At 56.9% G+C, this 26,823-nt stretch carries 24 protein-coding genes and 3 pseudogenes; 16 read left to right on the forward strand and 11 right to left on the reverse strand.

Features of this window, described 5'->3' with window-relative positions; all coding sequences use genetic code 11:
• Positions 1 to 8 precede the first annotated feature (8 nt).
• Positions 9 to 1,277 carry a site-specific integrase gene (locus tag EHF44_RS14125; RefSeq protein ID WP_043355229.1) on the reverse strand — a complete coding sequence of 423 codons (1,269 nt, stop codon included), beginning with the start codon at positions 1,275 to 1,277 and terminating at the stop codon, positions 9 to 11.
• Positions 1,278 to 2,799: 1,522 nt separating this feature from the next.
• On the opposite strand from EHF44_RS14125, the gene EHF44_RS14130 reads away from it, so the two are divergent.
• Positions 2,800 to 3,312, forward strand: coding sequence for a hypothetical protein (locus tag EHF44_RS14130; protein ID WP_043355233.1), 513 nt, complete (start codon positions 2,800 to 2,802; stop codon positions 3,310 to 3,312).
• 381 nt (positions 3,313 to 3,693) lie between these two features.
• On the opposite strand, the gene EHF44_RS28865 is transcribed toward EHF44_RS14130, so the two are convergent.
• Genes EHF44_RS28865 through EHF44_RS14160 form a run of 5 tightly spaced genes read right to left on the reverse strand, consistent with a single transcriptional unit; the run spans position 3,694 to position 7,191 of the window.
• Positions 3,694 to 3,939 carry an HNH endonuclease gene (locus EHF44_RS28865; protein WP_082055150.1) on the reverse strand — a complete coding sequence of 82 codons (246 nt, stop codon included), beginning with the start codon at positions 3,937 to 3,939 and terminating at the stop codon, positions 3,694 to 3,696.
• Positions 3,936 to 4,292, reverse strand: a complete 357-nt coding sequence (locus EHF44_RS14145; RefSeq protein WP_043355234.1) for a RidA family protein — start codon at positions 4,290 to 4,292, stop codon at positions 3,936 to 3,938. The genes EHF44_RS28865 and EHF44_RS14145 overlap by 4 nt, the downstream gene beginning before the upstream one ends.
• A 10-nt stretch (positions 4,293 to 4,302) precedes the next feature.
• Positions 4,303 to 5,697, reverse strand: a complete 1,395-nt coding sequence (locus EHF44_RS14150; protein ID WP_043355236.1) for an NAD(P)/FAD-dependent oxidoreductase — start codon at positions 5,695 to 5,697, stop codon at positions 4,303 to 4,305.
• 5 nt (positions 5,698 to 5,702) lie between these two features.
• Positions 5,703 to 6,056 carry a (2Fe-2S)-binding protein gene (locus EHF44_RS14155; RefSeq protein WP_082055307.1) on the reverse strand — a complete coding sequence of 118 codons (354 nt, stop codon included), beginning with the start codon at positions 6,054 to 6,056 and terminating at the stop codon, positions 5,703 to 5,705.
• Complete coding sequence (locus EHF44_RS14160; protein ID WP_124684267.1) at positions 6,046 to 7,191, reverse strand: NAD(P)/FAD-dependent oxidoreductase; 1,146 nt, start codon at positions 7,189 to 7,191, stop codon at positions 6,046 to 6,048. Before EHF44_RS14160 ends, EHF44_RS14155 begins: the two co-directional genes overlap by 11 nt.
• Before the next feature lie 299 nt (positions 7,192 to 7,490).
• Here EHF44_RS14160 and EHF44_RS14165 point away from each other — a divergent pair, with 299 nt between their 5' ends.
• Both EHF44_RS14165 and EHF44_RS14170 read left to right on the forward strand, forming a co-directional pair.
• Complete coding sequence (locus EHF44_RS14165; RefSeq protein ID WP_043355240.1) at positions 7,491 to 8,393, forward strand: LysR substrate-binding domain-containing protein; 903 nt, start codon at positions 7,491 to 7,493, stop codon at positions 8,391 to 8,393.
• A 567-nt stretch (positions 8,394 to 8,960) separates the two neighbouring features.
• Positions 8,961 to 9,161 (forward strand): annotated as a pseudogene (locus tag EHF44_RS14170) (transporter substrate-binding domain-containing protein); the annotation flags it as partial.
• Positions 9,162 to 9,254: 93 nt separating this feature from the next.
• On the opposite strand, the gene istB reads toward EHF44_RS14170, so the two are convergent.
• On the reverse strand, positions 9,255 to 10,022 hold the full coding sequence (gene istB, locus EHF44_RS14175) for an IS21-like element helper ATPase IstB (protein ID WP_035927402.1): 768 nt from the start codon (positions 10,020 to 10,022) through the stop codon (positions 9,255 to 9,257).
• Positions 10,023 to 10,034: 12 nt separating this feature from the next.
• Positions 10,035 to 11,558, reverse strand: coding sequence for an IS21 family transposase (gene istA / locus EHF44_RS14180; protein WP_043355244.1), 1,524 nt, complete (start codon positions 11,556 to 11,558; stop codon positions 10,035 to 10,037).
• Between the two features lie 185 nt (positions 11,559 to 11,743).
• Between istA and EHF44_RS14185 the strand changes: the two genes are divergently transcribed.
• The 6 genes and pseudogenes from EHF44_RS14185 to EHF44_RS29025 all read left to right on the forward strand — a co-directional run.
• Positions 11,744 to 12,301 carry a transporter substrate-binding domain-containing protein gene (locus EHF44_RS14185; RefSeq protein ID WP_233474030.1) on the forward strand — a complete coding sequence of 186 codons (558 nt, stop codon included), beginning with the start codon at positions 11,744 to 11,746 and terminating at the stop codon, positions 12,299 to 12,301.
• Between the two features lie 276 nt (positions 12,302 to 12,577).
• Positions 12,578 to 13,267 carry an ABC transporter permease gene (locus EHF44_RS14190; protein ID WP_043355246.1) on the forward strand — a complete coding sequence of 230 codons (690 nt, stop codon included), beginning with the start codon at positions 12,578 to 12,580 and terminating at the stop codon, positions 13,265 to 13,267.
• 3 nt (positions 13,268 to 13,270) lie between these two features.
• Entirely contained in the window at positions 13,271 to 13,984 is a 714-nt protein-coding gene (locus EHF44_RS14195; RefSeq protein ID WP_043355248.1) for an ABC transporter permease, read from the forward strand.
• A 59-nt stretch (positions 13,985 to 14,043) separates the two neighbouring features.
• Positions 14,044 to 14,838, forward strand: a complete 795-nt coding sequence (locus tag EHF44_RS14200; RefSeq protein WP_043355249.1) for an ABC transporter ATP-binding protein — start codon at positions 14,044 to 14,046, stop codon at positions 14,836 to 14,838.
• A gap of 170 nt (positions 14,839 to 15,008) precedes the next feature.
• A complete protein-coding gene (locus EHF44_RS14205) occupies positions 15,009 to 15,428 on the forward strand; it encodes an Lrp/AsnC family transcriptional regulator (RefSeq protein ID WP_043355251.1) in 420 nt (139 codons plus the stop codon).
• A gap of 28 nt (positions 15,429 to 15,456) precedes the next feature.
• Positions 15,457 to 15,600: pseudogene (locus EHF44_RS29025) on the forward strand (porin); the annotation flags it as partial.
• Between the two features lie 291 nt (positions 15,601 to 15,891).
• On the opposite strand, the gene EHF44_RS14210 reads toward EHF44_RS29025, so the two are convergent.
• Positions 15,892 to 16,953, reverse strand: coding sequence for an ornithine cyclodeaminase (locus EHF44_RS14210; protein ID WP_043355252.1), 1,062 nt, complete (start codon positions 16,951 to 16,953; stop codon positions 15,892 to 15,894).
• A 116-nt stretch (positions 16,954 to 17,069) separates the two neighbouring features.
• Between EHF44_RS14210 and glcF the strand changes: the two are divergent.
• The 4 genes and pseudogenes from glcF to EHF44_RS14230 form a co-directional block, all read left to right on the forward strand.
• Positions 17,070 to 17,204 (forward strand): annotated as a pseudogene (gene glcF / locus EHF44_RS28695) (glycolate oxidase subunit GlcF); the annotation flags it as partial.
• 609 nt (positions 17,205 to 17,813) lie between these two features.
• A complete protein-coding gene (locus EHF44_RS14220; RefSeq protein WP_043355268.1) occupies positions 17,814 to 19,049 on the forward strand; it encodes an aconitase X in 1,236 nt (411 codons plus the stop codon).
• Positions 19,046 to 19,537 carry an aconitase X swivel domain-containing protein gene (locus EHF44_RS14225; protein WP_052495060.1) on the forward strand — a complete coding sequence of 164 codons (492 nt, stop codon included), beginning with the start codon at positions 19,046 to 19,048 and terminating at the stop codon, positions 19,535 to 19,537. Before EHF44_RS14220 ends, EHF44_RS14225 begins: the two co-directional genes overlap by 4 nt.
• A gap of 150 nt (positions 19,538 to 19,687) precedes the next feature.
• Positions 19,688 to 21,418 carry a ClcB-like voltage-gated chloride channel protein gene (locus EHF44_RS14230; protein WP_043358183.1) on the forward strand — a complete coding sequence of 577 codons (1,731 nt, stop codon included), beginning with the start codon at positions 19,688 to 19,690 and terminating at the stop codon, positions 21,416 to 21,418.
• Between the two features lie 38 nt (positions 21,419 to 21,456).
• Here EHF44_RS14230 and EHF44_RS14235 read toward each other — a convergent pair whose 3' ends face one another.
• A complete protein-coding gene (locus EHF44_RS14235; RefSeq protein WP_043355272.1) occupies positions 21,457 to 22,236 on the reverse strand; it encodes an IclR family transcriptional regulator in 780 nt (259 codons plus the stop codon).
• A 377-nt stretch (positions 22,237 to 22,613) separates the two neighbouring features.
• On the opposite strand from EHF44_RS14235, the gene EHF44_RS14240 reads away from it, so the two are divergent.
• Together EHF44_RS14240 and EHF44_RS14245 are read left to right on the forward strand one after the other, a co-directional pair.
• Entirely contained in the window at positions 22,614 to 23,186 is a 573-nt protein-coding gene (locus EHF44_RS14240) for a thiamine pyrophosphate-binding protein (protein WP_052495062.1), read from the forward strand.
• A gap of 11 nt (positions 23,187 to 23,197) precedes the next feature.
• Entirely contained in the window at positions 23,198 to 23,791 is a 594-nt protein-coding gene (locus EHF44_RS14245; RefSeq protein ID WP_043355275.1) for a thiamine pyrophosphate-dependent enzyme, read from the forward strand.
• Between the two features lie 169 nt (positions 23,792 to 23,960).
• Here the strand turns inward: EHF44_RS14245 and EHF44_RS14250 are convergent, their stop codons facing one another.
• Positions 23,961 to 24,875: a GntR family transcriptional regulator gene (locus EHF44_RS14250; protein WP_124684269.1), complete on the reverse strand. Its 915-nt coding sequence runs from the start codon at positions 24,873 to 24,875 to the stop codon at positions 23,961 to 23,963.
• 198 nt (positions 24,876 to 25,073) lie between these two features.
• Here EHF44_RS14250 and EHF44_RS14255 point away from each other — a divergent pair, with 198 nt between their 5' ends.
• Positions 25,074 to 26,753, forward strand: coding sequence for a GMC family oxidoreductase (locus EHF44_RS14255; protein WP_082055153.1), 1,680 nt, complete (start codon positions 25,074 to 25,076; stop codon positions 26,751 to 26,753).
• The last annotated feature ends 70 nt before the right edge of the window (positions 26,754 to 26,823 follow it).

A 26,823-nucleotide genomic window follows, 5' to 3' on the forward strand; every position in this document is an offset into this window, starting at 1 on the left:
CTAGGCCGTTACGCTTGAACGTGGTTCCAATTCCTACGTCGGATTCCGGTAAATGCTGCGCTGAATGCAGCTGAGACCTCCTGTTTCACCCGGGTTTTCTCGCGGAACTTCACGTATCGAAGGCTTGTCTGCTCGTGCTTATGAAGCATGGCATCTCGAAGGACACCAACTGCTTCAGTCGTGCTTGCGCCGCTCTTGAGCAGGATGTCAAGAAACCATGTGCCAAACGTTGCCCGCGACTGATGAAATTTAAATTGCTCCATGAAGCGCATTTCGGCCATGACCGCACGTGCTCTCATATCAAGGACGAGTCGGTCTACGGTTGCGACGGTGTATGGCCGACCGCTCCGCGTCAGGAAAAGTAAATTCTTATGCTTCGGAAGCGCCCTTGTTTCCCTCATCAAACGCTTCGTCGACGTCGCATACCGCTTCAGGTCATCCAAAACCACTTTGGGCACCCAGAGATTGCCTGAGACCGAGCCCTTCGTTGCTATCCCTGTCCCCGGCCCAACGGCAAGCAGGAATACGCCAGGCATGAACGGGTCTTCTCGCGCAATTTCAAGCCCAGTAACGGTCAAAGTGACGTTCGTACCGACTCGTGCACCGGTGAAGAACCCGTGGCAAAGCATTAGATGCAGCTCCTCAGTTTCATGCTCTGCGGTGTACCTGAGCAGCCGATTCATGTCCTCGGAAAGAAGGGGTAAAAGACCGTCCTCGAGTTGGTCGCCCACTACTCTGCGATAGGGAATTGACAGGTCGCTACTCATCCTAAGCACGGCTCGCCTGAAACCACACGAATCAGCAATCGGAATAGCGATGTGGCGGTCATGCCACATTGGGACAGTATTGCCGACAAGATTGTGCAAGTTTGCGAATCGATAGAAGCGGATAACTGCATTCATGCAATTCGATACCGTACTACCCCGTAGCCTGCCGGCTTTGCGCTCATCGACCAGATGTTTTCTGAATATTCGGAGTACCTGTTCTGCCTGGCGTACAGGGAAGTGCCGCCAATCAAGTCCCTTGCTCTCAAGCCAGTTCGCGTATCGATACAGGTGTTTCATTTCGCGCCTGACGGTTTCTGCGTCGACCGCAGACGAGGCTGTCCTTTCCGTGCTCCAGGCGTTTGCCTCATCCCAAGGACTGTGGTCTGCCCAAAAGATTTGTGGTAGCCGCTCAACAGGCTTCTTATCAGGCGACTTCGTCCAGACCAGCCGACCACACTCGTCAAGCGTCGCCTCCTGAAATTCGTGTTGGATGCAATCAAGCCACGCCATGGTTGACTCCTTCGACGTAGGCGATGGGTCGTCCGCTACAACCGGTCGGTGCGCATGTAGATGAAGCCGGAGCGCTCCAACAGAGAGAATCCGATGGAATCAGTGCAAATCCACAAGCGTCAAAAGGAATGATGGATGAATGTTGGATTGAATCGGGGCAGTCGTGCGGGAATGTCAGCAACGAGCCGTGCGAGCGTGCGCTGCTTGAGCAGCGACAAGGATACGACGGAACCTCACTTATGAAGTATTGTTCTGAGAAGAACCGTTCGAATCTTGTCCTCTTGGGGAAATCCAACTCCATGACTTCACGCTGCATCGCATTCTCTCCGACGTACCCCTCTCATAAATAGCCAGACCGGGCTTACTTTATAACGGGCAGTCACGTCTTCGGATGCGAGAACAACCTATGGACATTGCGTCCTGTCACCAATCTAGCAAAAGCTCTGTCCTTATTCAAGGGTATGGTCGACTCAGTTCAGACCGTATCTTTATCACTCTGACGACTCCGGAGTGATGTTGGACATATCCAACGTGAAGCAACTCTTCCCGCGTCATCGACAAGGATTTCATTCACGAAGGTCAATTCAGCATTTGATGCTATAGGACTTGCAACTCGCCTCCGATGCACGAATTTCCATCAACGGTACTATCTACCTGACCAATACAATTTTATATTCGTTATCCTTATGATAATTGCTATACCATGAAATTTACATTCTTTATCCGATAGATATATATTCACGCTATACGTACCATCACCCACAATTTCAATCGATGTATAACATAAAATAATTAGGACAATTTACGTGCCAGAATTGACTTCACCGACTCGTTTGTGAGGTACTTTCTGCTCCCGAATTTTCTTTGATTTCTCTGCGCTAACCAGCTAAGCTAACTTTGAAGTTTATGCTGACTATGTCGAGGAGTATTGGGCTATGTGGCCTCCTAGGCATAAGCGTGCGTCATATTGAATTGAGGAGCTAGCGATGGGGATGATTCGGGAGAGACGGCAACAAGCGCTTGCTGCGCTACTTGAGCATACCAATCCTTGGATGACCGCGCGGTACTTCGCGCTGCTCAGTCATTGCATCCGGTTGGAGGACCTCAAAGATGCATATCTTGCTCCGTTTCCCAAAGGGGGAGATGCGGACACGCAACGACCCTCGGTGACACTGCGAACCGTGAAAACGGGCAATTGTATGACAAAGACTGACGTGCCATTCAGGGCACACGAATGCACCTCCTGCAGGATGCAAATCGTGAGCTCGAGTATTCCGCACGAATCCAAGGACGAACCACAGACGCATAGGTTGCTGCGCACTTGGCACGACCTCGAACGAACCGACGCCTTGGCCGCACTCTTTAGCGCCCTAGACGAGCAACTGAAGTATTGAGCGATGCCCGCTCTCGTTGGGGCTTTATGGCCCACCCAGTCTTTAATGGCAGTTCTAAAGTGAGTTGGGCTTCGTCGTCAGAAGCCATGTCGCACGGCTAGTGATATGCACTTCTTAGGAGAGTCTCGATGTATGAAAGCAAGGATGAGATAGTCTTCGCCCCATCTATCGATTGGTTTAAGGGGAAGGCAAAGAAGTTGAGGAAACGCATCGGTCAAGATTTGGTCACACATACGTTTTGTCTGGACCTTCTAGCCAAAATTTATGGATTCTTCAACTGGAAGGATTTCTGCGCCTTCAAACTGAGCGACGATGAATACGAGACGTTCTGGGATGCAGAGCTCGATGCCAAGACACTCGACGAACGACGGTATCTCCAGTCGTCGTCACTGATGATGGCGTTAGGGATGTCCGAGGTCGAAGCGCTTCGGGTGCTGGACGACGTCGGCGTTTCGCGAAAGCCTGAAAAGGCAAGAACCAAGTTGCAGACTGCTCCGGAAATCGCAACAAATCTGTACGTGGAGGAGCAACCCAAACTGAACCAAGGCGCGGAAATAAATAGGGAGTTGGCCCGGCAACCTCTCGTCAGCTACAAGAAGCGTCATCTGATTTCGTGTTCGCTCCCGTCTGCTTCGTCTTGACCGGCCCAATCCGAATCCCGCCGACTTGACAGCTCAGTACGCCATCCTCGAGAGCATGCTACGTCCGTACGTTCGACCGCAATCGCCAACTGGCCAGACAACACCGCTGAGCATCGGCGTGTGCGCTTGCTTGATTCAAAGAGGCTGTGCGCGGGAATTACAACACTGGAGGCTAGGCGGGATTTCGACATCATCGCCCCTTAGGCGCGAGTCGTCGAACTCCGCAACGACGGTTATTGCATCGTCACCTCCCTCCGTCAGAGTGTGGCCGCCTCCACAATGTCGGGCTGTGCATCAACATAGGCGCGAGAGTGAAGCCCATACGCGAGTCGAGCAGTTCCCAGTTGGTGCTTGCTCTCTGGCACTGATGTACGTTAAGCATCAACTGGTTGTGCAGTTGATGCCGAAGTGCCGTTCGCGATGACAGTTCGGACATAAGGCCATCACATTCTCGATGCTGTCGTCGCCGCCGTCCGCCAACCGTTGGCGATGATGCACCTCGAGGTACGGCCTTCCGTCTGCGCGCTGAAACGGTGCCGCCTGCCCACATCCCTCGCAAGCGCCCTCAGCCCTCAGCAGGACTTCCGCGATGACGTCCGGATTCCGCCTGAATGCACATCGCCTTATTTCGCCGCGACGACCGCAATCTCGACTCGCAACAAGGGGCCGGCGAGTTTCGCTTCAACAGTCGCACGTGCCGGGCCGCAATCCTTCTCAACCCACGCGTCCCAGACTTCGTTCATCGCGTCGAAGTCTGCGTCGATGTCGGAGAGCCAGATTTGGGCAGAAAGGATTCGCGACTTGTCCGTGCCGACCATCTCGAGATACTTGTCGATTTTTGCGAGCGCACCTCGGGTCTGGGTTCGAATGTCCGAATCGTCGTTATCGGAGGTTTGACCACCCACGAACACCAAGTTGCCGAACTCCACCGCTCGGCTCATCCGGGCATTGGTCACGTGCCGCTTAATTTCAGTCTGCATCTGTGTTTCCTCAATCGACGTTATGGAAGATACCGGCCAACTGGCCCAGTGTGATTGGCTTGATTGGAGGTCGAATGCGGTAATAGCCGACTTCTGCGGGAGAGACCTTTCGCTCGTCCGCGATGACCTCTGCGACCGTTAGCCCGCACATGCGTCCTTGGCAGGGGCCCATCCCACAACGATTGAACGCTTTAATCTGGTTTGGCCCCACGCATCCAAGAGCGACGGAACGTCGGATTTCTCCAGCCGTCACCTCTTCGCATCGACACACCAATACGCCGTCGTCCGTCGGCACCCGAGTCGCGTCGCTCGGTCGATAGAGCGAGTCGAGGAACGGCCGGATGGAAAGCTGCTGCGAAAGGCGCGCGCGCAACTTTGCAGCAAGCCGCGAGAACTCGGTGTCGCGAATCTTTCCGTGGCGCCGCGCAATCTCGAGGCCGCAAATCTCTCCCTGGGTCGCCGCAGCTTTGGCGCCGGCAATGCCACCGCCATCCCCGACGACGAAGAACTCGGGGACGTCGAGCTCGAAAACATCGCTCCGTTTGGGGACCCAGCAAAGCTGTACATCGTCCCAGCGATGCTCCGCTCGAATCGACCAGGAAGCCTGGGTGTTCGGAACGACGCCCTGATGCAGAAGAATCAAGCTTGCATCAACCCGATGGCTCTGATTGTTTGCGGTGAACGAGAGCGCCTCTGCGACGGATGCTCCATCGACACGAAGGTCTTTTGCACCGTGATACACCGGCACGCGAGCCTGGCGCAGCACGCGCAGCAAGCCAACGCCCTTCGCAAGGTCTCTCCAACCAAACAACGCACCTACTACGTGCTTCGCTGCTCGGCGCTTGTCGGAGAGAGTCGTTGTTTCGACGAGCGCCTTGATGGGCGCCTTTGCCCGAAGGTACTGCGAAGCCAGCAGATACAGAAGCGGCCCGCAACCTGCCAATACGACCGGCTGCCGAGGAACCGTCCCGGAGGCTTTCAACAGAATTTGAGCAGCACCTGCGGTCATTACGCCGGGCAACGACCACCCGGGAATCGGGAAGGGGCGCTCCATCGCGCCGGTCGCGACGACAATCTGCTTGCCCGTCACCGATTTCGTCTGTTCCTTCTGCAGGTATTCGACGGTTCTGTCCGCATTGACTTGCCACACCTGTGCACCACGCTCATGGCGCACATTGCTCGATTCAAATGCGAACGCGATGTCCTTCCCAGCCGCGTAGTCCGGACCGAGCAGCGTCAGTCGTTTATCGTCGGTGCGAGTAATCGAACGATAAATCTGACCGCCGACCGCCTCTTGTTCGTCCAAGAGCACGACGCTCAATCCCGCCTGCGCTGCAGCCGTAGCGGTAGTCATACCTGCCGGGCCGGCTCCGATTACGACTACATCAAATGATTCTGGCGTCACAAACGCTACTCCTGGCGCAGTTGGGCTGCTGGTGCATCGTCATCGACTCCCTGACGAACCTGGCGTGCACCTTGTTGAGAACGAACGACCATCCCTTCCTGAACGGGCTCGAGGCAGCTCTGGGTATTTGGCATTCCGTCGACTTCAACAAGACACTCGAAGCAAACGCCCATCATGCAAAACGGCGCTCGTGGGGCGGCCGTCACCGGCGTGCTGCGAAAGCGCCGAACGCCGGTCAGCAGTAGCGCGGCGGCGAGGTTGGACCCGGCCGGTACCTGATAGTCGATGCCGTCGAACGATATGCGTACCGTCGGACCCTGCGAAGTCGGTAGTTGCTCAAACAGTGAATCAGTCGACATGGGCAAAAGCTTCATAAGGTTTCAGAAAGCGGTCCGCGGAGAAGGCCTGGAAATCGGGAGGTATCGCACCGCCCGTGAGCCAGCTGCCAAGGCGCAGGGAGTGCGCAGCCGCCAATGTGACCCCGCTGTGGCAACTGACGTTGAACGCGCCAGGATGCGCTTCAGACTCTTGATAGATTGGGAAGCCGTCTGGTGTCATCACACGAAGTGCGCCCCAGGCGCGTACGAGCCGAACGTCACGTAGCAGCGGGAAAGCCCGCACGCCGCGAGCAGCAATTTCGGAGATGACGTTGGTCGTCACGCCGTTGTTGAAGCCCACGTCTTCCAACGAGTCACCCAACTGAACCGTTCCTTCATTCGTTTGCCGGACGGTCACCGTCGGATGATGAAGGAACGGCGCGACGCGCTCGCTTATCAAGACCTGGCCGCGTATGGGGACGACGGGGGCGTTAAGCCCAACCATCGGCGCGAGGTTTTTGTTTCCTAAGCCGGCCGCCAGGATGACGCGCGCCGTCGTCCATCGACCACGTTTTCCATGCACGACGAATCCACCGGCCTGCGGCTCGATGCGTTGCACGCGCTCAGAGTTGACCAAATCCCCGTTACGATTGGCAAACCCTCGGCGCAAGGCAAGCAGAAGCTTGAGAGGATTGACATGGCCGTCCATCGGCGAATAGGTCGCTCCGGCGACAGACTTTCCAACACCCGGAAGCCGCGCAGCAAGTTCAGCCGGCTGCAAGACTTCGAAGGGATAGTCGCCATCTGACTCGTCAGCAATCTGCGAAAGCTGGCTTGCGCGCTCCTCGAGCTCTTCGTCGGAGAAGCACAAATCGAAGCCTCCCTGCTGAAGTAGTTGTGTGTCCACTTCAGTCTCTGCGAGCAACGTAGCGGCAAAAGACGGCCAGAGCGCTGCGGATGCGCGTGTCCATGAGGCGTAGCTAGGCCTTCCGACGCCTTTACCTTGGACCCAAACCAAGCCGAAGTTGCCAACGGAGGCGCCGAAGGCATCATCCCCTTCATCGATTACAAGGACTTTTGCGCCTTCTCGCGCAATTCCGAAAGCAACGGCAGACCCAACCAGCCCACCACCGATGACGACTGTGTCGTAGAACTTTGATATTTCACGTGTTGTCATTACCGCATTCTCAGAGTGCAGGCCGCATTACTTCAGCCCGCCACTAACCTATCTACCATGGCGTGGAGAGTTCGCCGGGCCCCGGTGGATTTGTGCGCTTGCGCATGCATGCAAAGGGCAAGCCCACCAGCCACAATCCAACTGCAGTTATCGGGGATTGGCGGACTTGGCCTCAGAACCAATCAGTACCGGCAACTGCCGCCGAGAGTTGTTCTGTGTTGCTACGAATCTTGAGCCGACACGTTTATGCGGTCAAATGCGAATACAATCGGTGTCTATGCCAAAATGAGATAGGTGAGATGAAACTGCGCCAGATTGAAGCTTTCCGTGCGGTGATGCAGGCAGGGTCGACCACTGGGGCCGCCCAAGAGTTGCACACATCTCAATCGAACGTCAGTCGCCTCATAAGTCAGCTCGAAATCGACACTCGGCTGGTCCTGTTTGAGCGCACGGGCGGACGCCTCATCCCGAAGCCCGAGGCGAAGGCGTTGTTCAAAGAAGTAGAGCGAGCCTTCGTCGGCCTGAAAAGCCTCACCTATGCTGCAGACACCATCCGCAACCTTGGCAGCGGCCGGCTGCGCATCGCGTCAATCCCAGGAATCGGACTCAGCTTCCTGCCACGCGTGGTTCAGCGATTCAAGCAGTCTCGACCCGATGTCACGGTCTCGATTCATACGAACACCTCTAATACGGTTGAGCAGTGGGTGTCTTCACAGTTCTGCGACATCGGCATCGTCGCTTTCGTCTCCGCCGCCGCGACATGCCAGGTTGAAGCGCTCCCCGACTCTGAGGTCGTTTGTATTCTGCCGAAGAACCATCGACTCGCCGGGAAAGCCAAAATAAAGGCGACAGACCTGCAGGGAGAGGAATACATCTCACTGGTGCATGGCGACGGCTCGAGAGAAGAGACCGACCGGCTGTTTGAACGGGAGGGCGTCTCACGCAACATGTCGCTCGAAGCACAATACAGTGCCAGCTGCTGCGAAATGGTCAAGGTAGGGCTGGGCGTGACGTTAGCCCATCCGTTGGTAGCCTCGGATTTCGTGGGGCAAGGAGTCAAAATCCTGCCTTTCTCCCCATCCGTCCACTATCCCAATTTCCTCTTATATCCGCCCCATAGCTCAATGTCGCAGCTGGCTGAACAGTTCGTCGGACTGTTGCGGGACCAGTTCGAGCGAGAAATCGCCGGGTGGCAGAAGTAGCTCTTCCTATCGGCACGCGGCGCTACCGCACACTGCTACCTCTTCGCACAGCTAGTCGAATAGCGCGTGCTATTACGTCCGACATAGCAGACGCTGTATCGGTGGATTCTGGCGTCTCGGGACTGGCTGCGGGGCAGCTCGCTCTGGCAAGCACTGTCGCCAGGCACGGCTCGACGCGCGCCGCGGTGCTGTCGATTACCAATCAATCGCAACCCACCTGCATCTACGCTGCAGACACTCGCCTCATTGGTGCGTGCAATCGCCGCCAAGCTGTCTGTTCTTCCGCTCGCTCGTCTGCCGGTCGACCCTATCTCATTTTTGCATAACCTGTCGATTTATTCGCATTGGACGCGATTGACTTGACCCACGCATCATTCGCCTAAGCGTTGACAACCAACACGCCCTGTGAAGTCGGCGGGGCGCCGACGGATGTCTAGCGCCAACGGAGGCTGCGTACGAAGCGCGACAAACGTCGCTCCTAATCAGTCAATAACAGGCAACAGGCGAACGTTCGATTTACGGACGCTCCTGCCAGTCGCAAACAGGAGTTTTGCAATGAAGTTGAAGATGATTATTGCCGCGTTGTGCGTTGCCTGCGTGCCGTTGGCAGCGGCAGCAGATACCGTCAAGCAAATCCGCTTTGGTGTCGATAGTTCGTACCCTCCGTTCGAATCCAAGACGCCGAGCGGCGAATTGGAGGGATTCGACATCGACCTTGGGAATGCAATCTGTGCCAAGCTCAACGCGAAATGCGTGTGGGTCGAGAACTTGCGTATTTCGGCGAACGTGACCGCCGATTTCGGGAACGTGACCGATTCGGCGGGGTTGGGCGTTGCGCGGTGTTGATTGTAGATTTTCTTGTTAGTTCTGGTCGAGTTCGGGCTCCAGGACGCTGGGTTTTGGGGATGCCTTTCTGAGGGATTCACCGGTGAGCGTGATCCGGTGATGACGCTGCATGAGACGGTCGAGCATTGCGTCGGCGATGGTCTCGTCGCCGATCCATCCATGCCAGTGCTCAATCGGTAACTGGCTGGTGATGATGGTCGCCTTTCCCGCCGAGCGGTCATCGATCATTTCGAGCAGATCGTTTCGGACCATCGCGTCGAGGGGAGCCATTCCCCAATCGTCCAGCAGGAGCACGTCAACGCGGGCGACCTGCAGCAGCCATTTTGTGAAGCCGCCATTGCCGTGCAGAACGCGAAGCTCCTCGCCAAGTCGCGGCACGCGCAGATACAAGGCCGAATGCCCGCGCCGGCAAGCGTATTGGGCCAGGGCGCAAGCGAGCCACGATTTCCCAGCGCCGGTTGGACCGCTGATGAGCAGGCTGTAGCCGGCTTCGACCCAGTCACCGAGCGCGAGACTCGTGAGTGAGCGCGGATCGACGCCACGACCAGCGCGCGTGTCGAGATCTTCAATGGCGGCTTGCGGATACTTGAGGCGCGCCTGCTTGAGCAATCGGGTACGACGGCGATCATCACGCCAGCTGGCTTCCCGGTCGACCAGCAGTGACAGGCGTTCCTCGAAGCTCAGGCTGGCCGCACCGGGCTGCGTCAGTTGTTCTTCCAGGCCGTCAGCGAAACCGTCCAGCTTCAGGGTGCGCAGTTGCGTCAGTGTCTGTTGCATCATCATGGTGGGTCTTCTTTATTGGTAGTAGCTGGGGCCGCGTACATGCGCGTGGCTCGGGCTGATCCAGTCGGCAGGCGTTGCCACTGCAGCGCGGTCACGGTTGTTGATCAGGATGTCGCGCACGTGGCGGTAACGGTGCACGCCCAGCTCCAGTGCTAGCGCACAGGCGGCTTCGAGACGTTCGCGGCCATAGCGACGTGAGAGCGAGAGCAATCCGAGGCACGCCCGATAGCCGTGTTCCGGATGACGTTGCTCCTGCAGCAGCCGGGTAACAAGCACGCCGGTTGCCGCGCCGATCTGCTGTCCCCAATGAATCAGCCGCTGCGGCGTCCATTCCAGATGAGCGCGGTGCGCCGCCGGCATGTGCTCGACGACGGTGGTGTAGCCGCCTGCGCGCTCGTTGCGTGCGTGGCTGGCGACACGGCGACCGCGATGCAGCAGTTCGACAGCGCCCGCCGTGATGCGCGCATCGAGCTTGAGACCGACCAGCGCGTGCGGCACGCTGTAGCGGTGTTTGTTGATCTCGACGTGATAGTCGATGTGAACCGTCACTGTCTTGAAGCGCGCGAGCTCATAAGGCTGTGCCGGCAACGGCTGCAGTGCCGGCGCGTCCAGCTGGGCGAATGCGCTGGCGCGACATCCCGGCAGCTTCTGGAACGGCCTCTCATTCAGGTTCTTGAGCAGCGGGCGGATCGCCTCATTGACCGAGTGGACCGACTCAAACCGGTGATGACGCAGGCGCGCCATGATCCAGCGTTCGACGACCTGGACCGCAACCTCTACCTTCGGTTTGTCCTGCGGACGATATACGCGTGCAGGAAGGAATGACGTGCCGTAGTGACGTGCAAAGTCCAGCACGGTGTCGCCGGCGCGAGGTTCATAGCGATCGGGATCGGCAATCATCGCGCGCGGGTTATCCGGCACGATCAACTGCGGCACGCCGCCATAGAAGGTCAGCGCGCGACCAATGCCGCCCAGCCAGTCCTCCATCGTTTCGGCCGGCGTCGCACAGGCGAATGTGTAGCTCGATGCGCCCATGGCCGCCACGAAGATGTGCGCGCGGCGTCCAGTCGTCAGCGGCAACGTGGGGCCGGCGAAGTCGACAAACAGCTTCTCGCCGGCGCGGTGAATCTGACGCATCGAGCGCTTCAGGCGTTTCGTGAACGCCTTGTAGTGCTCGCAGAACTGCGTATAGCGGTAGGTCTGCCGGTCCGCGAACTCGGCCTGGTACTCCTCCCACAGCAACGTCAGCGTCATGCCCTTGCGACGCAGCTCCTGATGGATGCGTCCGTAGTCGGGCTGGGCGTAGCCTGCCGGCCCGGTGGGTTTGCCGAGAAGCCGCCGCTCGAGCTCGCCTTCATCCATATCGCAGGCGCTTGCCCAGTCCAACCCGGCGGCACCGGCTAGTCCGATGTACTTCGTGACCACGCCCTTGGATATGCCCAGTGATGCGGCGATCCGATCGTGCGAGAAGCCGCCGTCGAATTTAAGTCGTAAAACGTCCTTGATCATGCGCATGTTCATCCGGTGCGCGGGCATGCTCTCTCCGGCAAAAGCCGGCGAGCATAGCCCGCGTGGTTGATGTCATGCGCAACGCCAATCCTGCCTTCCGGTCCGCTCGGTCACGTTCCCGAAATGCCCGGTCACGTTGCCGAAATCGCCGGTCACCATCCCGAAACGGCCGGTCACGTTCGTCCGAAATACGCAAGAACTCCTTTGACGGCATGATTCCGGCTCTGCAGGCGCGCAAGTTCGATGCAATCAATTCCTCGATGTCGAAGAACGAGCAACGACTCAAGGTGATTGACTTCACGAGCAAGCTCTACGCGCCCATCGAGGCGCTGGTTGTCAAAAAGGGCTCTCCGCTGGTGGCTACAGCTGAGTCGCTCAAGGGCAAGCGAGTTGGTGTACTGCAGGGCAGCACTCAAGAGACCTACGCTCGTAAATATTGGGGCGGGAATGGTGTCGACATTGTGCCTTACCAAACGCAGGACCTCATCTGGCCTGACCTCATCGCAGGTCGTATCGACGCGGCCATGGCCTTTGCTCCTCAAGCAGATGCAGGCTTCCTGAAGACCCCTCCGGGCAAGGACTTCGTCTTTGCGCAAGGTCCCGCTATCAAAGACGACTCCATCTTTGGCCCGGGCGTTAGCATCGGCGTCAGAAAGGACGACACGGCGCTCCGCGACGCTATCAACGGCGCTATCGATAGCCTGAGAAAAGACGGCACATACGACAAGATTGCGAAGAAGTATTTCAACTTCAACATCTACGGTAGCTGAGTCGGGTAAGTCGATTCACAACGGGGCATCGCAGCTTCGGGGCTGGCGCATCATGCGCCGCCCCGCCAGATAGTTGTCTACAGCGCCGACCACGGGCGCAAAAGATACATACCAAATAGTGGCGAGCGCGGGTATCAGAGATGTCCTACGGTCGATGGCCTTCGCGCGCCACAAAAGCATCGAATGTGAGGTCGGGTCAGGCTGAATGCGCAAACCTGGTCGGTTCGACGCGAAGTAACGTCCTCACGCAATACAAAACTAAACACGGAGACGAGTGTGTTCCTGTATGGATTCGGCCCGCTATTACTCGCGGGCACAATTAGAACTATTGAGCTGTCTCTCTTGTCGCTTGCCACCGCAATCGTCCTCGGACTGTTGGGCGCAACCGCAAAACTCTCATTCAATCGTCCCCTTCGGGAACTTGGTAGGTGCTATACGACGCTTATCCGCTCGGTTCCGGACTTGGTCTTAATGCTGCTGCTGTTTTACAGCATCCAAATCGGAATCAATAATTTGACCGATGCGGTGGGACTGCCTCAATTTGATATCGACCCGTTCGTTGCCGGGGTTCTAACGCTTGGCTTCATTTACGGTGCTTACTTTACCGAGACGTTCCGGGGAGCATTCCTGTCAGTTCCGCGCGGTCAGCTCGAAGCCGGCGCGGCCTATGGGATGAACGGCACCCTTGTATTCAGGCGGATTTTATTTCCGCAAATGATGCGCTTCGCGATTCCTGGAATTGGGAACAACTGGCAAGTTCTCGTTAAAGCGACGGCGCTTGTCTCCATCATCGGACTGGCGGACATCGTGAAGGCGGCCCAAGACGCGGGCAAGAGTACGTTCAAAATGTTCTTCTTCATCTTGTGCGCAGCCTTCATCTACTTGGTTATTACGACCTTCTCGAACCTCGTCTTGGCTTGGCTGGCAAAGCATTACTCGTCCGGCGTACGGCACGCGGAGCTGTAATTCGTGATTGATATTCTCAACCAATTCTGGCGCGCCTTCCTTTATTGGGATGGACAGGGGTTTTCAGGCCTTGCGGTCACCCTCTGGTTGCTCGACGCGTCGCTGTTCATTGGCTTTATCCTGGCTGTCCCACTTGCGGTAGCCCGTATATCCAAGAACAAGTTTCTGAGCGTAGCGGTCTGGTGTTACACCTATGTATTCCGGGGCACTCCGCTTTACGTGCAACTCCTGCTCATCTACACCGGTCTTTACGGATTCGAGTTTGTCCGTTCGACCGAAGTGTTGAGTGCCGTTTTCAGAAGCGGCTACTACTGCTCAATCATCGCATTTGCGCTCAACACGTGCGCCTACACGACTGAGATATTTGCGGGAGCGATGCGAACGACCAATCATGGCGAAATCGAAGCGGCGCGCGCCTACGGAATGAGCTGGTTCACGATGTATCGACGAATTGTCATTCCATCGGCCTTGCGTCGTTCCTTGCCGCAGTATGGCAACGAAGTGATTCTGATGCTTCATGCTACGTCAGTCGCTTTCACCGCAACAGTGCCCGACATCCTCAAGGTCGCCCGCGACGCCAATGCTGCGACATACCAGTCCTTTCAGTCTTTCGGGATTGCTGCGTTGCTCTATCTCGCAGTTTCATTTGCGTTGGTCGCACTCTTCCGACAAGCCGAGCAACGCTGGCTGGCATATCTGGCGGTTCGGCCCCACTAAACAACCCCATTGTCCTGTCTGGTGGGCAAACGACGGACCAGCGATTTAGAAGGAACAGCATGTTAATGAAGACAACTCAGGCAATGAGCTGCAAGCTCGCAGTCCAAGACATCCACAAGAGCTTCGGCGATAACGAGGTATTGAAGGGCGTGTCGCTCACCGCAAAAAAGGGTGACGTGATTAGCATCATCGGCGCGTCCGGCTCCGGCAAGAGCACGTTTCTGCGTTGCATCAACTATCTCGAGCGCCCGAAATCGGGGCAAATCTTCCTCGATGGCGAAGAAATTCGAACGAAGAAAGACAAGACAGGCGATTTGGTAGTCGTTGAGCCCAAACAACTTCAGCGTATGCGGACGAAGCTGTCGATGGTGTTTCAGCACTTCAATCTGTGGGCTCACATGAACGTTCTCGAGAACATCATTGAAGCTCCGACACACGTGCTCGGCCTCAGCCGAAAAGAGGCAGAAGAGCGAGCCCGCGAATACCTTGAAAAAGTCGGCTTGCCTCCCCGTGTCGAGAAGCAATATCCGTCGCATCTGTCCGGCGGCCAGCAGCAGCGGGTTGCCATCGCACGTGCGTTGGCGATGAATCCCGACGTCATGCTGTTCGACGAACCTACGTCCGCTCTGGACCCGGAACTCGTCGGCGAAGTGCTAAAAGTGATGCAGAAGCTCGCCGAAGAAGGCCGGACCATGATTGTAGTTACGCATGAAATGGGATTCGCACGGAACGTGTCGAATCATGTCATGTTTCTACATCAGGGTCGTACAGAGGAGCAAGGCCCTCCCGAAGAAGTGCTCAACTCCCCTCGAAGTGAGCGGCTGCGGCAATTCCTTTCCGGAAGCCTGAAGTAACCCGAAGGCTAAGCTTGGTCTCAGAGCAAGACTGCTGGTTGTCGAAACAAATGGTGACTCTCTAACGAGCTCGATGTGATTGCCCTTCGTAGACCTTTGACAGCAGTTCTTCTCCCCTGCCGGCTACTTAGCTGAATGACGTCAAAAAAATTGAAGCCCTGCCGCGCATCATGGACGACATCGACACGAAATTGATTGCTTTATTACGCCAAGACGCGCGGCTCAGTATCGCAACGCTCGCGTCCAAGTTAGGCGTTGCCCGCGGTACCGTGACGGCAAGGCTACGCAAACTTGAGGATGAGCAAGTCATTGTTGGCTACACGCTCAAGCTGCGTCCCGAAGATGACGACACACGGATTCGTGCCTGGATGGGCGTACAGGTAGACGGAAATCGCACGCAAGAGGTCATCGCAAGCCTGCTCGGAGAGCCTGCCGCCGTTGCGCTTCACGACACCAATGGTCGGTGGGATTTGCTTGCAGAGCTACGGGCAAGCTCGCCGGCCGAACTCTCAAAAGTATTAGAGCGGATAAGGCTGACTAAAGGCATCCGCCATACGGAGACCAGCATCCTTTTGAAGACGTTCAGATAGTTATTAACACCCTCCGCGTAAGCAACATAAGTACACCAGTCCGATATTCGGTGGACTTCAATTTGGTGGCACCTATAGCTTCAGCAAAGACACGAACTTCGCAAACAACCTCCCATATGGCTATGGAGCACAGTATGCGGTCTGGAATCTCCTGCTGGCAGCCAAATTCCTATGCCCCTAATCCGACCACTTCTGGTTATGTTGGCGACATCATTCTGGCCGCAGGTTCGCCTTCAGAACCAAGCTGGCGCGCTCGTAGCGATTCGCCACAAGTTCTCAGCCCGAAGTCTTCATTCGTCCGCTGATGTTGCGAGCAGACCTTGACCCGAGCGCTTGCTCGGGTCTTTTTCTATGCTTTGCGAGCGGGCCGAGCAACTTCGTGCACAATTTGCAGCGCTCGAAGGCGTGCTTCGTACCAACCGGGAACATCACTTCGCGGCGGCACGAACGCAGTATGCCTGCTTCAGTCGACCAGCGACGGTTCCGGCGCGATGCTTGCCAGCTCCAGCGCGCCGAAAAGATTCTTCGGGTCGTTCAGAGCGGGAATCAAGGCCAAATCCCGTCCGAAGCCGTACGAGCGAGCTTTCTCATACAGGAAGGTCAATGCGGAGTAGTCTTCGAGCGCGAACCCAACCGAGTCGAAGATGGTTATCTGGCTCGCGCTATGGCGCGCCGGCACGTGGCCCGTCAGAACCCGCCAAAGCTCTGTCACAGGGAAATCTGCAGCCATCTGTTGGATGTCACCCTCGATACGAGACTGCGGCTCGTACTCGACGAAGACCTTACCCATTTCAAGGACGCCTCGATGCAGCTCCGTCTTGCCTGGGCAGTCACCGCCGACCGCATTGATATGGACGCCAGGCGTGACCATCTCCGGCGAGATGATTGTTGCATTCGTCTTGTCTGCCGTCACGGTGGTGATGATGTCCGCACCCAGTGCAGCTTCCGCTGCGCTATTACAGACCACGAGGTCCAATCCAAAGCCTTCAAGGTTCGAGAGGAGCTTGTTGGTTGCGGCCTTGTCGACATCGTAGAGTCGGATGCTCTGAATGTTCAACAAGTGCCGAAAGGCCATTGCCTGAAACTCACTTTGAGCCCCGTTGCCTATGAGAGCCATCGTGCGGCACCCGGGCCTCGCCAACGTGCGCGCGGCAAGTGAGGACATAGCTGCCGTGCGAATCGCGGTGGTCAGCGTAAGTTCGGAAAGCATGATGGGCGCACCGGTGGCAACATCTGCCAGAACGCCGAACGCCATCACTGTGGGTAGGCCGAGAGTGGTGTTTTTCGGATGGCCATTGACGTATTTGAACGCGAATTGGGTCGCATCGGCGATAGGCATTAATTCCACAACGCCGTCAGGTGAGTGGCTGGCTACGCGTGCACTTTTATCAAATTCCGACCAACGCAGAAAGTCCTGCTCAATGCGTTCAGCCACGCCTGCGATACATTGCGGGAGCCCGATGCGGTGGACCAAGCGCACGACATCATTGGGACTGAGGTGAATCAGGGGGAGCGTATTCGACATTGGTGTCTCGTGTGGTTTGAACATGAGACAGTTTTCCAGAGCGACGCGTCAGTCGATAGGCGTCAATCCGGCTCATTTCGGCAGTGTATTGAACAAAGTAGCGCGCCCCAGCGTGCAGGCTTGATACGCTGGAGAGCGGCAACCCCGAACTAATTGTGACAGCCAATATTGGGTGCCAGACTCATCTGGGTGGCGCTCATCGCACCGACGTCAGACACTGGATTGAGCTGGTGGAGGATGCACTCCCGTAGGGCTACGAGAGCCAGTTGAACGGGTGGTTTGAGGACTGAAAAACCTCGGTGCTCCGCGTTGCGGACCCGTGGCGAACATCCTGAAGAGCTCATTCATTTTCAGGTGGAGCGCTGCCTTGCCCTCGAAGGATGTGAGCACGCTAGCCGGCACACCGAACGGCGTCGCTAGTTCTGCCACAGCGCGGTGGCGCAATCAGCGCGACAGTAATGGGTGTTCTAGTGTTTGTGGCGCGCGGCGCCATTCGCCGCGCGCTTCTTCGTTGCGCCGCCCAAACTCCTCACAAACAGTATTTTTCGCCGGTTACGTGGCATCGCACGTTCGCCTTTCTGCAAGTCACACATATCTCAAACCGGTTGTTGACAGCCCAAAGACGACTGGCTATTATTCGCTCATGTTGTCTTAATACAAGTTAAGACAACCAAGGTGTCGAAGATAGACATTTCCTTACATCTCACGAGGCGATGTCATCTCGAAATGGCGGTCACGCTACGCAACTGGACTGTTTATCGCAATAGTCAGTCATCGAGCGTGACGCCTTCCCCGCGGAAGCTAACTGAATGAGCTCAACGCGTACTGCCCCACTTACGAGATAAGACTGGAGACGGCGAATGCTTCTCAACGATGAAGAAACCGCAATGCTCAACGGAGAGCGCGGAAAGGTCCTGCAAATGGCGATGCGCCATCAGGTTCAAGTCGGCGACTTCTTCGGAGCGCGCGATTTCGTACCCGTGACGCAGGCGCACGTGATGGCTGATACGGAAAGCTTGGGTCAGGCGGGTGTGATGTGGCTCGAAGGTCTCTCAGAGGCCTCCGACGGTCGCCACACTGTTTGCATCCCGACCATCACCGACCCGCGCGGCACGGATTTCAGCAAAGCCAACGACCTCGGTCAGCGTGACTGGATGGTTGAACTCGAGCGCCGCGCTATTCATGCTTTCGAACGCTTGGGCGTCAGCATGACCGACACCTGCATCAACTATCAGACGGTGCTGGCCGCAACCCGTGGCGAACATGTTGCATTTGGTGACACCGGCGTCGTCATTTATTCGAATTCGGTGAACGGCGCACGCTCGAACTTTGAAGGTGGGCCATCCGCATTGTCAGCCGGGTTGACCGGCCGTACGCCACGCTACGGCTACCATCTCGACGAGCAGCGTCAAGCGACGATGCGTTTCCGTGTTGATTTCACGCCGCGTACGCTCAACGAATGGGGTGCGCTCGGTGGCGTTATCGGTCGCCTGGCTGGTAACTACTGGCAAGTGCCGGTGATTGAAGGTATTGAGGGTGCGCCGACCTCCGACGACTTGAAGCACTTCGGCGCCGCGATGGCCAGTTTCGGTTCCATCGCACTCTTCCATCTCGTCGGTATTACGCCGGAAGCTCAGCGCATCGAAGACGTTGGCGGCGACAAGCTGCCGGTTCATCACCGTATTGACCGCGAACAAATCGATGCGCTCGCTGCAAGCTACGCAGTGACCAAATCTATCGATGTCGTCGTCTTCTCCGCACCGCAACTGAGTCTGTACGAACTCCGCTCGCTTGCGGAACTCTGCGACGGCCGCAAGTTCAAGGTCCCGCTCCTTGCAGTCACTAGCCCTCAGGTGTCGCCCGACTCGGAGCGCTTCGGCTATACGCGTCGCATCGAAAGCGCTGGAGGTACCGTGCTGTCTGGTATGTGCTTCTACCAGTCGTACGCACGTGAAATGTCTGAAGCGAAGGGCTGGAAAAAGCTTGCGACGAATAGCGCAAAGCTTGTGAACATTCTGGGTGGCTACGGATACACGCCGATGCTGGCATCGATGGAAGAGTGCGTCGCTGCTGCGGAAAAAGGAGAACTGGCATGAGCGAACTCGTATTGACGGCGCGTCACGCGCTCGGAAAGAAAGTCTCGGGAGAAGCACTGGTTGCGAAGGATGGATTTTCCGCTCGCTACGACTTGAATCGTCTCGAAGGTGTCTTCTCTCGTCCGGCACATAAGCTGGTCGGCCAGTCGTACGTTGGCCGGGTTCTGGTTTTAGACACAGCGAAAGGTGGGGTAGCGAGTGCCTGGATGCTCCACGAGATGCAATCGCGGAACATGGCACCCGTCGCAATCATCTTCAACACGGTCAACACGATTCTGGCGCAAGGCGCAGCCCTCGGGGGAATCTCAATGCTGGCTGGCTTTGACCAGGATGTGACCGAACTCATTCCACACGGCTCGCTGGTTGAAGTCGACCCGGAGACAAAAACGCTTCGCCTTCTGCGAGGGGGCTCAGGTGACACGGCCCCAGCCACGTTTGCTCACGGACAATCAGAAACATCTCCTGTCCATCTCAAGCCGCGGCACTGAGCGCGCTGCAACCCGTTGGACCGTAACGCCGCCTTTATGGCGGCGTTGTTCTCGGTGCTTCAATACCGAGCCACTTCTTTGCCCCACGAGTTTCGATGCCGACTGCGCATCGACCGGTCAGCCTCGGGGACCGTACTGTCGCAGCTAGCTATGAAAAATGCCTCTTGCCTGCTCCGGACCTTCTTGTGGAAGGCCGTGCGCCAACCCGACACGCACGCAATGCTTCTTTGGGCCGTTGTCGTGGGAATTGTTGGCGCCTACGCGATGGCTGCATTTCGAGAAGGTATAGATTTGCTGCAGCGAACGATTGGGGGGGAGCCCGGGAATTTTGTTGAGTTTGCGAAGGCTTTGCCGTGGCCTGTTCGGATTGCTGTGCCGACGGTGGGAGGCCTGATAGCTGGCGGGTGCTTGCTTCTCGCGCGTCGGGGTTCCTCAGGCTCGGGTGCTGACTATATGGAAGCTGTCACCGTTGGAGGCGGTGTAGTGCCCGTGTGGCAAAGCATCTGGCGGACTATTTCGTCGCTTTTTTCAATTGCCAGCGGCGGCTCAATCGGTCGAGAGGGCTCAATGGTTCAACTCGCGGCCCTGTGCTCTTCGGTTGTCGGCCGGCTGTTTCGTTTCGACCCGGCTCGCCTGCGCGTGCTCGTCGCGTGCGGTGCGGCAGCAGGCATCACATCGGCGTACAACGCACCAATTGCTGGCGCGTTCTTCGTCACTGAGTTGGTCCTCGGTTCGATGGCGATGGAATGGTTCGGTCCCATCGTAGTTTCGTCAGTCGTCGCCAACATTACCATGCGTGAATTCGCTGGTTACAGACCTCCCTATGAGATGCCGTCGTTTCCTACGGTCACCGGGATGGAGGTCCTCCCATTTGTTGTCCTCGGCCTACTTTGCGGAATTCTGGCCCCTCGATTTCTTCAACTGCTCGCGATTTCCAAGAAGGGATTTGGCAAGCTGCCACTTTTTCTTCCGATGAAGCTCGCATTAGGAGGCTTAATAGTAGGCATTGTCTCCGTTTGGGCGCCAGAGGTGTGGGGCAATGGTTACGAGGTTGTGAACTCGCTGCTGCATCAGCCGTGGACGTGGACCGCGCTGCTCGTTGTGCTGGTCTTAAAAATCATCGCAACGCTCGCAACAGCTGGGACAGGTGCAGTTGGAGGCGTTTTCACGCCAACGCTATTTGTCGGGGCAGTCATCGGATGTATCTACGGAATTGGTGTTCAGAACATATGGCCACAGGCGAGCGCCGAGCCCTACGCCTACGCAATCGTCGGCATGGGCGCTTTCCTGACAGCGGCCACCAATGCGCCTTTGATGGCAATTCTCATGATTTTCGAGATGACCCTCTCATATCAGGTAGTCCTGCCGCTAATGCTTTCCTGTGTCATCGCATACTTCGTGGCTCGCAACGCCGAGCACAGTGCAATGTACGAAGTGACGGTACGGCGCAATCGTGAGTTGAAAGACCGGTCGAAACTCGCTGCTATGAGAATGCGGGAGTTGGTCAGGCCCGCAGACACTATCGTCCCGCTCAACGCATCGGTCGAGGCGATGACTCGTATGTTTGCGGAACATCCCGTGAAGTATCTCTACGTCGTCGACGAACGTCAGCAGTTCTGTGGTGTAGTCGCATTGGACGACGTCGCTTCTGATTTGGCGGCTCCTCGGATTCCACGGCGTAGAACTGCGTCGGACTTCCTCTTACCGGAGTTTCACGTCCTTACCCCAGATATGACGTTGGGCCAAGCCTTGCAATTGTTCCTCAAGTTTCGTGGGGAACGCCTTCCGGTTATCGACCCGACCTCCAACAGTTCATCGATTCTCGGGGTCGTGTACAAGACGTCGTTGCTGGACGCGTATGGCCGAATGAGTCCTTCCTGACGACACGCAAAAGACGGGCACGCGTGCCGGCACGAGCATCAATCCACGGTCTGCGCGTCGAACAGGGCCTTAAACTGCAGTGCTGCCTCCTTCAAAACTGGCAGTTTCAAAAGCAACTCCTCCAGACTGCTTCTGGGGGCAGCCGCGTGACATACGAGCGCAATGGCATTGCGCGAAGAACCCGTAATTACAGGCACAGCTACACCGACCATGCCGATGATGAATTCCTCCCTGTCGGTGGAGATTCCCTTCTCAGCAAGACGCGTGAGTTCATCGTCCAACTTCGCTCTGTTGGTGATGGTGTGTGGCGTGCGCGGGCTAAGCGTGAGCCGGTCCAGAAGTGCAGCGCGCTCAACGGGCGGGAGCTGCGACAAGAATAATTTTCCGCCTGCGGTGCAGTGAAGCGGGTGTCTGGAGCCAAGCTCCAGATGCATCCTCAACGGCTCCGACGTTTCGACGCGCTCGAGGTACAGCACGCAATCACCATCGAAAGCTGAGAGATTACATGTTTCGCCAAGGCGCGAGACCAACCCACGAAGCACTGCCCGGCATTCGCGTCGGAACGAACTGTTGCTGAGGGTTGACGCGGCAAGTTGGACGGTACGCGGGCCGGGTATGAGTCCTCTTGTGTCCGGCATCCGTGCCAGATACCGACTAGAAATCAACAGGTCCACGAGCCGCGCTGCGCTGGCCTTCGGAATATCCAGTCGCATCGCTATCTGCGCAATTGTGACCGGTTGATTCGAGGCAGAAACCCGCTCGAGAAGGCTGAGTAGCCTGAGCATCTTGTGCTCTTGGAGCATATCGGAGGTGGTCATTCGTCTCCCTGGGGGCATCGTGCTTTCTTGTTCGAAGAAGCATTTTTAGTCTCAAATTCCGACAAATCTCGTGTTTCTGCTTGCGGTCGTCTGCTTCGCATTGTATCAAGATGATAAGACATTTAGATACAAGTCGTAAACCCGAGAATCAGTGCGTCTTGGGTAGCGACCGACGATGGAGACACCCCCAATGTGTACCTTCCGGCCCATCTTCGTGATGTGGCACCAACTCCTGCTTTCTATCCGTTCAAGGCTGCGTTCCGACGCTTCCGTCACTGTGAACGGCAGCGTTGCTTCGGCCCCAAGCCGCCGCAAAAACTATTCGCTCGCCATCCTGCATGCGGGCATGTAACGCGCGCCAGCGCAATGAGGTCAGTATGGACAACGATTTCACTCAACACTCTGTCAGCGCGGCCAAGGTGATTGGCGAATTCCATAAGTGCGGAATCGACTTCGTCACGACGGTTCCGGACATGTTGCAGATTGCTCTTCATCAGGCGCTCGAGGACCAGAACAATGGTATCCGCGTAGTGCCCACAACGACCGAAGACCAGGCGGTCGAAGTGGCCGCGGGTCTGTACGCGGGCGGGCGCAGTGTCGCGATTCTCGTGCAAAACCAGGGCTTCTATGCAGCAATCAACAGTGTTCGAGCGCTTGGCCTCGACTCGAAGATTCCGATGCTTTTTGTGGTCGGCCAGTTCGGACGCGAGTTCGCGAATCTTGGGAAGGACCCACGGGAATCCCGTCGTCTGATGGTGCGAATGCTCGAGCCCTTGCTGGAAACACTCGATATTCCGTACTGGCGACTCGAGGCGCCGGGGGACGAAAGACATATCGCGGCCGCTTGGGCCGCATCCCGGGAACGCAAGGGACCAGCTGTACTTATCGCGGGTCACTTCATGGGATTCGCGCAATCCAACGATGCCGACAAGGTAAAGCAGTCAGTTTGAAGGAGCCAATCATGAACATGTCTACTGCAGAAGCGTGCGAAGTAATTCAGAAGGTCCGTGGCGATGCCATCGTCGTTTGCACAATGGGTGCGATGAACGCTCTGGACAAGATTTCCACCGACCCGCTGAACGTCGCGTGCGTTCCCCTGATGGGCGGGGCGGCGTCCTTGGGGCTGGGACTTGCCTTGGCGCAGCCGAAACGTCCCGTGTTCGTCCTCGACGGAGACGCCAGCCTTCTCATGGAGTTGGGAGGATTGGTGACGGTAGCGCAAGCTGCGCCGGGAAAGTATGTCCACTTCCTGTTCAACAACAGCACTCAGTTTTCCGGCTTAGGGAATCTGGACACGCCAGGCGCCGAGACTGTGGACTTCGTAGGCCTTGCCCGTTCGGCAGGCTATAAGACGTCGCAACGCATCTGCGACCTGGAAGACCTCGAACGCAAGCTTCACTCGATTTTGAGTGGACCGGCACCGGCCTTCGTGGAATTGGTTGTAACAAAGGAAGCACCCACGCTTGGCACCACCAAGCCCTCCGTGGAGATGACCGACGCGCGATTCACCCGCATGGGCGATGAATTGCGCCGCATTCGTAGTCACCTCGTCTGATTTTTGATTGCGTAAGCGGTGCCGCAATGCGATGAAAGAGAAAGGGATTGGAGAGAGCCTGAGAGCGCGTCTTCGAAGATGCGATGACCAACCAATAACAAGTCCAGTCCTGCGCTCACGATGGACCGTCGAGCCTTTCCTCTGAGGAAAGACTCGACTTCGCACATCTTTATTTCTCTGTTGCGCGGGATGCGGCGCCGTTCACGTTCTTGATTGACGAGGCCACGGGCAAAGGACCTTGAACGCTCAGCGAAAACTCGTAATTTTCCGGGCGAATGTAGAACGAAGTACGTTCGCGCAAAGCACCATCGCTGCCGAAAGACTCGCGCTCCATGACGAGAAGGGCAGCCTTCGCAGAAAGTCCCAGGAGTTGGCCGACTGAGGCGCCCGCAGAGCGAGCGCGAATTCGAACCTCTGCTCTCGTCACGGTTAGCTTCAAGACGCTTTCCAACAATCCATAAATGGGGGTGCGGTTCACCTGCTCCCAAGTTAATCCGCTAGCCTCCGGCGGCAGCGTCGACACAACAAGCGCAATGGGTTCGTCATCAACCAGATACAGGCGTCGCAGCTGGAAGCAATCGGCATCGGTTGCGCCAAACGCCTGACGTAAGCTTTCTGAAGCAGATGCAGGCCCAAATTCAAGCAGCTTCGTTTTCGGCTCCACACCTTGCGCGATGAGTGCGTCGTAAAACCCTCGCATCGGCTTCAGGTCGTGCAAGAACTTTTGCCGCGACACGAAAGTGCCTTTGCCCTGCTTGCTAACGACGTACCCCTCAGCCAGCAACTGGGCAATGGCCTGGCGAACCGTCACGCGACTCACTCCGAAACGGTGAGTGAGCTCATTCTCCCCGGGTAGCTTGCTGTCAGTCGCGAAGGAACCTGAGTCGATGTCCGAGCGCAACAGGTCGGCAATCTGCATATACAGCGCCGTTGGACTTTCCCGATTTAGAAGAGACTCGCCCGCCACAGTTCCAGACTGCTTTTCAGCAACCGCTGTGTTGTCATCCTCCGTCGTTTCCGGCGCCGGGGGAAGTGGGGTCAAACGTCGACGCGATGCGCCGCGCTTTTCAGGGTTTCCTTGCATCAGGGTCCGTTCCGAGAGGGTCAAACGGCGTGCTTTTTCAGTTCAAAAATGCGGCTTCAGGCTCAGATTCCAGAGTCAACCGCGTTTTCGCTTGCACCGCCAAAAGTGCCGTTGTATCAATATGGTAAGACATCTGCATACAAGTTGCAAATGCAAGGCGCTCCCCAAAGCGCGATAGAAATCAGGAGACACGGCAGCATGCAAACATTCGACTACGTCATCGTCGGCGCTGGCTCGGCCGGTTCAGTTCTCGCAAATCGCCTGAGCGAAAGCGGAAAATATACCGTTTGCCTTCTCGAAGCCGGCCCGAAAGACCGGTATCCGTGGATTCACATTCCCATCGGATATGCGAAGACGATGCAACACCCGAAATACAACTGGCGTTTCTACACCGAGCCTGAACCGGAACTCGCGAATCGCAAAATCTATCAACCGCGTGGCCGAACACTTGGCGGAAGCAGTTCGATTAACGGCCTTATCTACATCCGCGGCCAAAAGCGTGACTACGACGAATGGCGTGACCTCGGCAACCCCGGCTGGGGTTGGGACGACGTGCTACCGTACTTTCGCAAGCTCGAGACCAACGACCTAGGCGCGTCAGCAACCCGCGGCGATAGCGGCCCGATGCATGCGACTAGCGTTCCACCGGAGCATGAACTGGTCGACGCTTTCATTGGAGCGTCTGAACGCCTGGGCGTACCCCGCACGAATGATTTCAATGATGGCCGTCAAGAGGGAGTAGGTTATTTCCAGGTCAGCACAAAGAACGGCTTCCGCTGCTCGACCGCGGTCGGGTATCTGAAGCCGGCGAAGAGCCGAGCCAACCTCCATATCGAGACTCTTGCACAAGCAACCAAGGTGTTGTTCGAGGGGAAACGGGCCACAGGCGTTCGGTACGTGCGAGACGGTCGAACTCTCGAGGTCAAAGCGACGCGCGAAGTCCTGCTCTGTGCCGGTGCCATCCAGTCCCCACAGCTATTGCAACTTTCGGGCGTTGGCCCTGCAGCTTTGCTCTCTGAGTTCGGCATCAAGCCTGTGCATGTCTCACCAGGTGTGGGCGAAAATCTCCAGGACCACCTGCAGGTTCGATTGATGTACGAAGTGACCAAACCGATTACCACCAATGATGCGGTTCGTAGCTTGACCGGTCGCGCGAAGATGGGGCTGCAATGGCTTTTGCGCCGCAGTGGCCCTCTGGCGGTCGGCATTAATCATGGCGGAATGTTTTGCCGCGCGTTGCCAGACGAGAACGCGACTCCCGATATTCAGTTTCACTTCGCAGCTTTGTCCGCGGATAGCACGGCGGGAGAAGTTCACGACTTCCCCGGTTGCACATACTCGATTTGCCAGCTTCGCCCAGAATCTCGCGGCTTCGTGCGGATTCGCTCCCTCGAGGCGTTGGAGCCACCGCGTATTCAGTGCAACTACCTCTCGACTGAAACCGACCGACGCACGACGGTCGCCGGCGTGAAGTTCGCGCGCAAGGTCGCGGCGACAGAACCGATGGCGGCGTATATGAAGCGCGAATATCGACCTGGCCCGAACGTACGCACGGACGATGAAATCCTGCAGTTCTGCCGGGAATACGGGACAACGATTTTCCATCCGTCCGGCACGGCAAAAATGGGCTCGGCCGACGACCCTATGGCGGTGGTTGACGGTGAATTGCGCGTTAGGGGTGTCGAAGGCCTGCGTGTCATTGACTGCTCAATCATGCCGACTCTCATATCTGGGAACACAAATATCCCCACGGTGATGATTGCCGAAAAAGCGGCCGACATGATTCTGAAGGGCGACCGCCGGCGAGTCGAAACTTCACACGTGATTGGGTCCGAGAAGATTGTAGGGCTCAGCAAACAGGAGGCGCAGCACAGCTGACGAGCCTTGCCAACTTGTAGACAAAGCGTCGCAACGGCGACGCTTCACCGAGCAGAACGCGTACATCGAT

It is taken from the genome of Cupriavidus pauculus (assembly GCF_003854935.1).
GTDB classification, from domain to species: domain Bacteria; phylum Pseudomonadota; class Gammaproteobacteria; order Burkholderiales; family Burkholderiaceae; genus Cupriavidus; species Cupriavidus pauculus_C.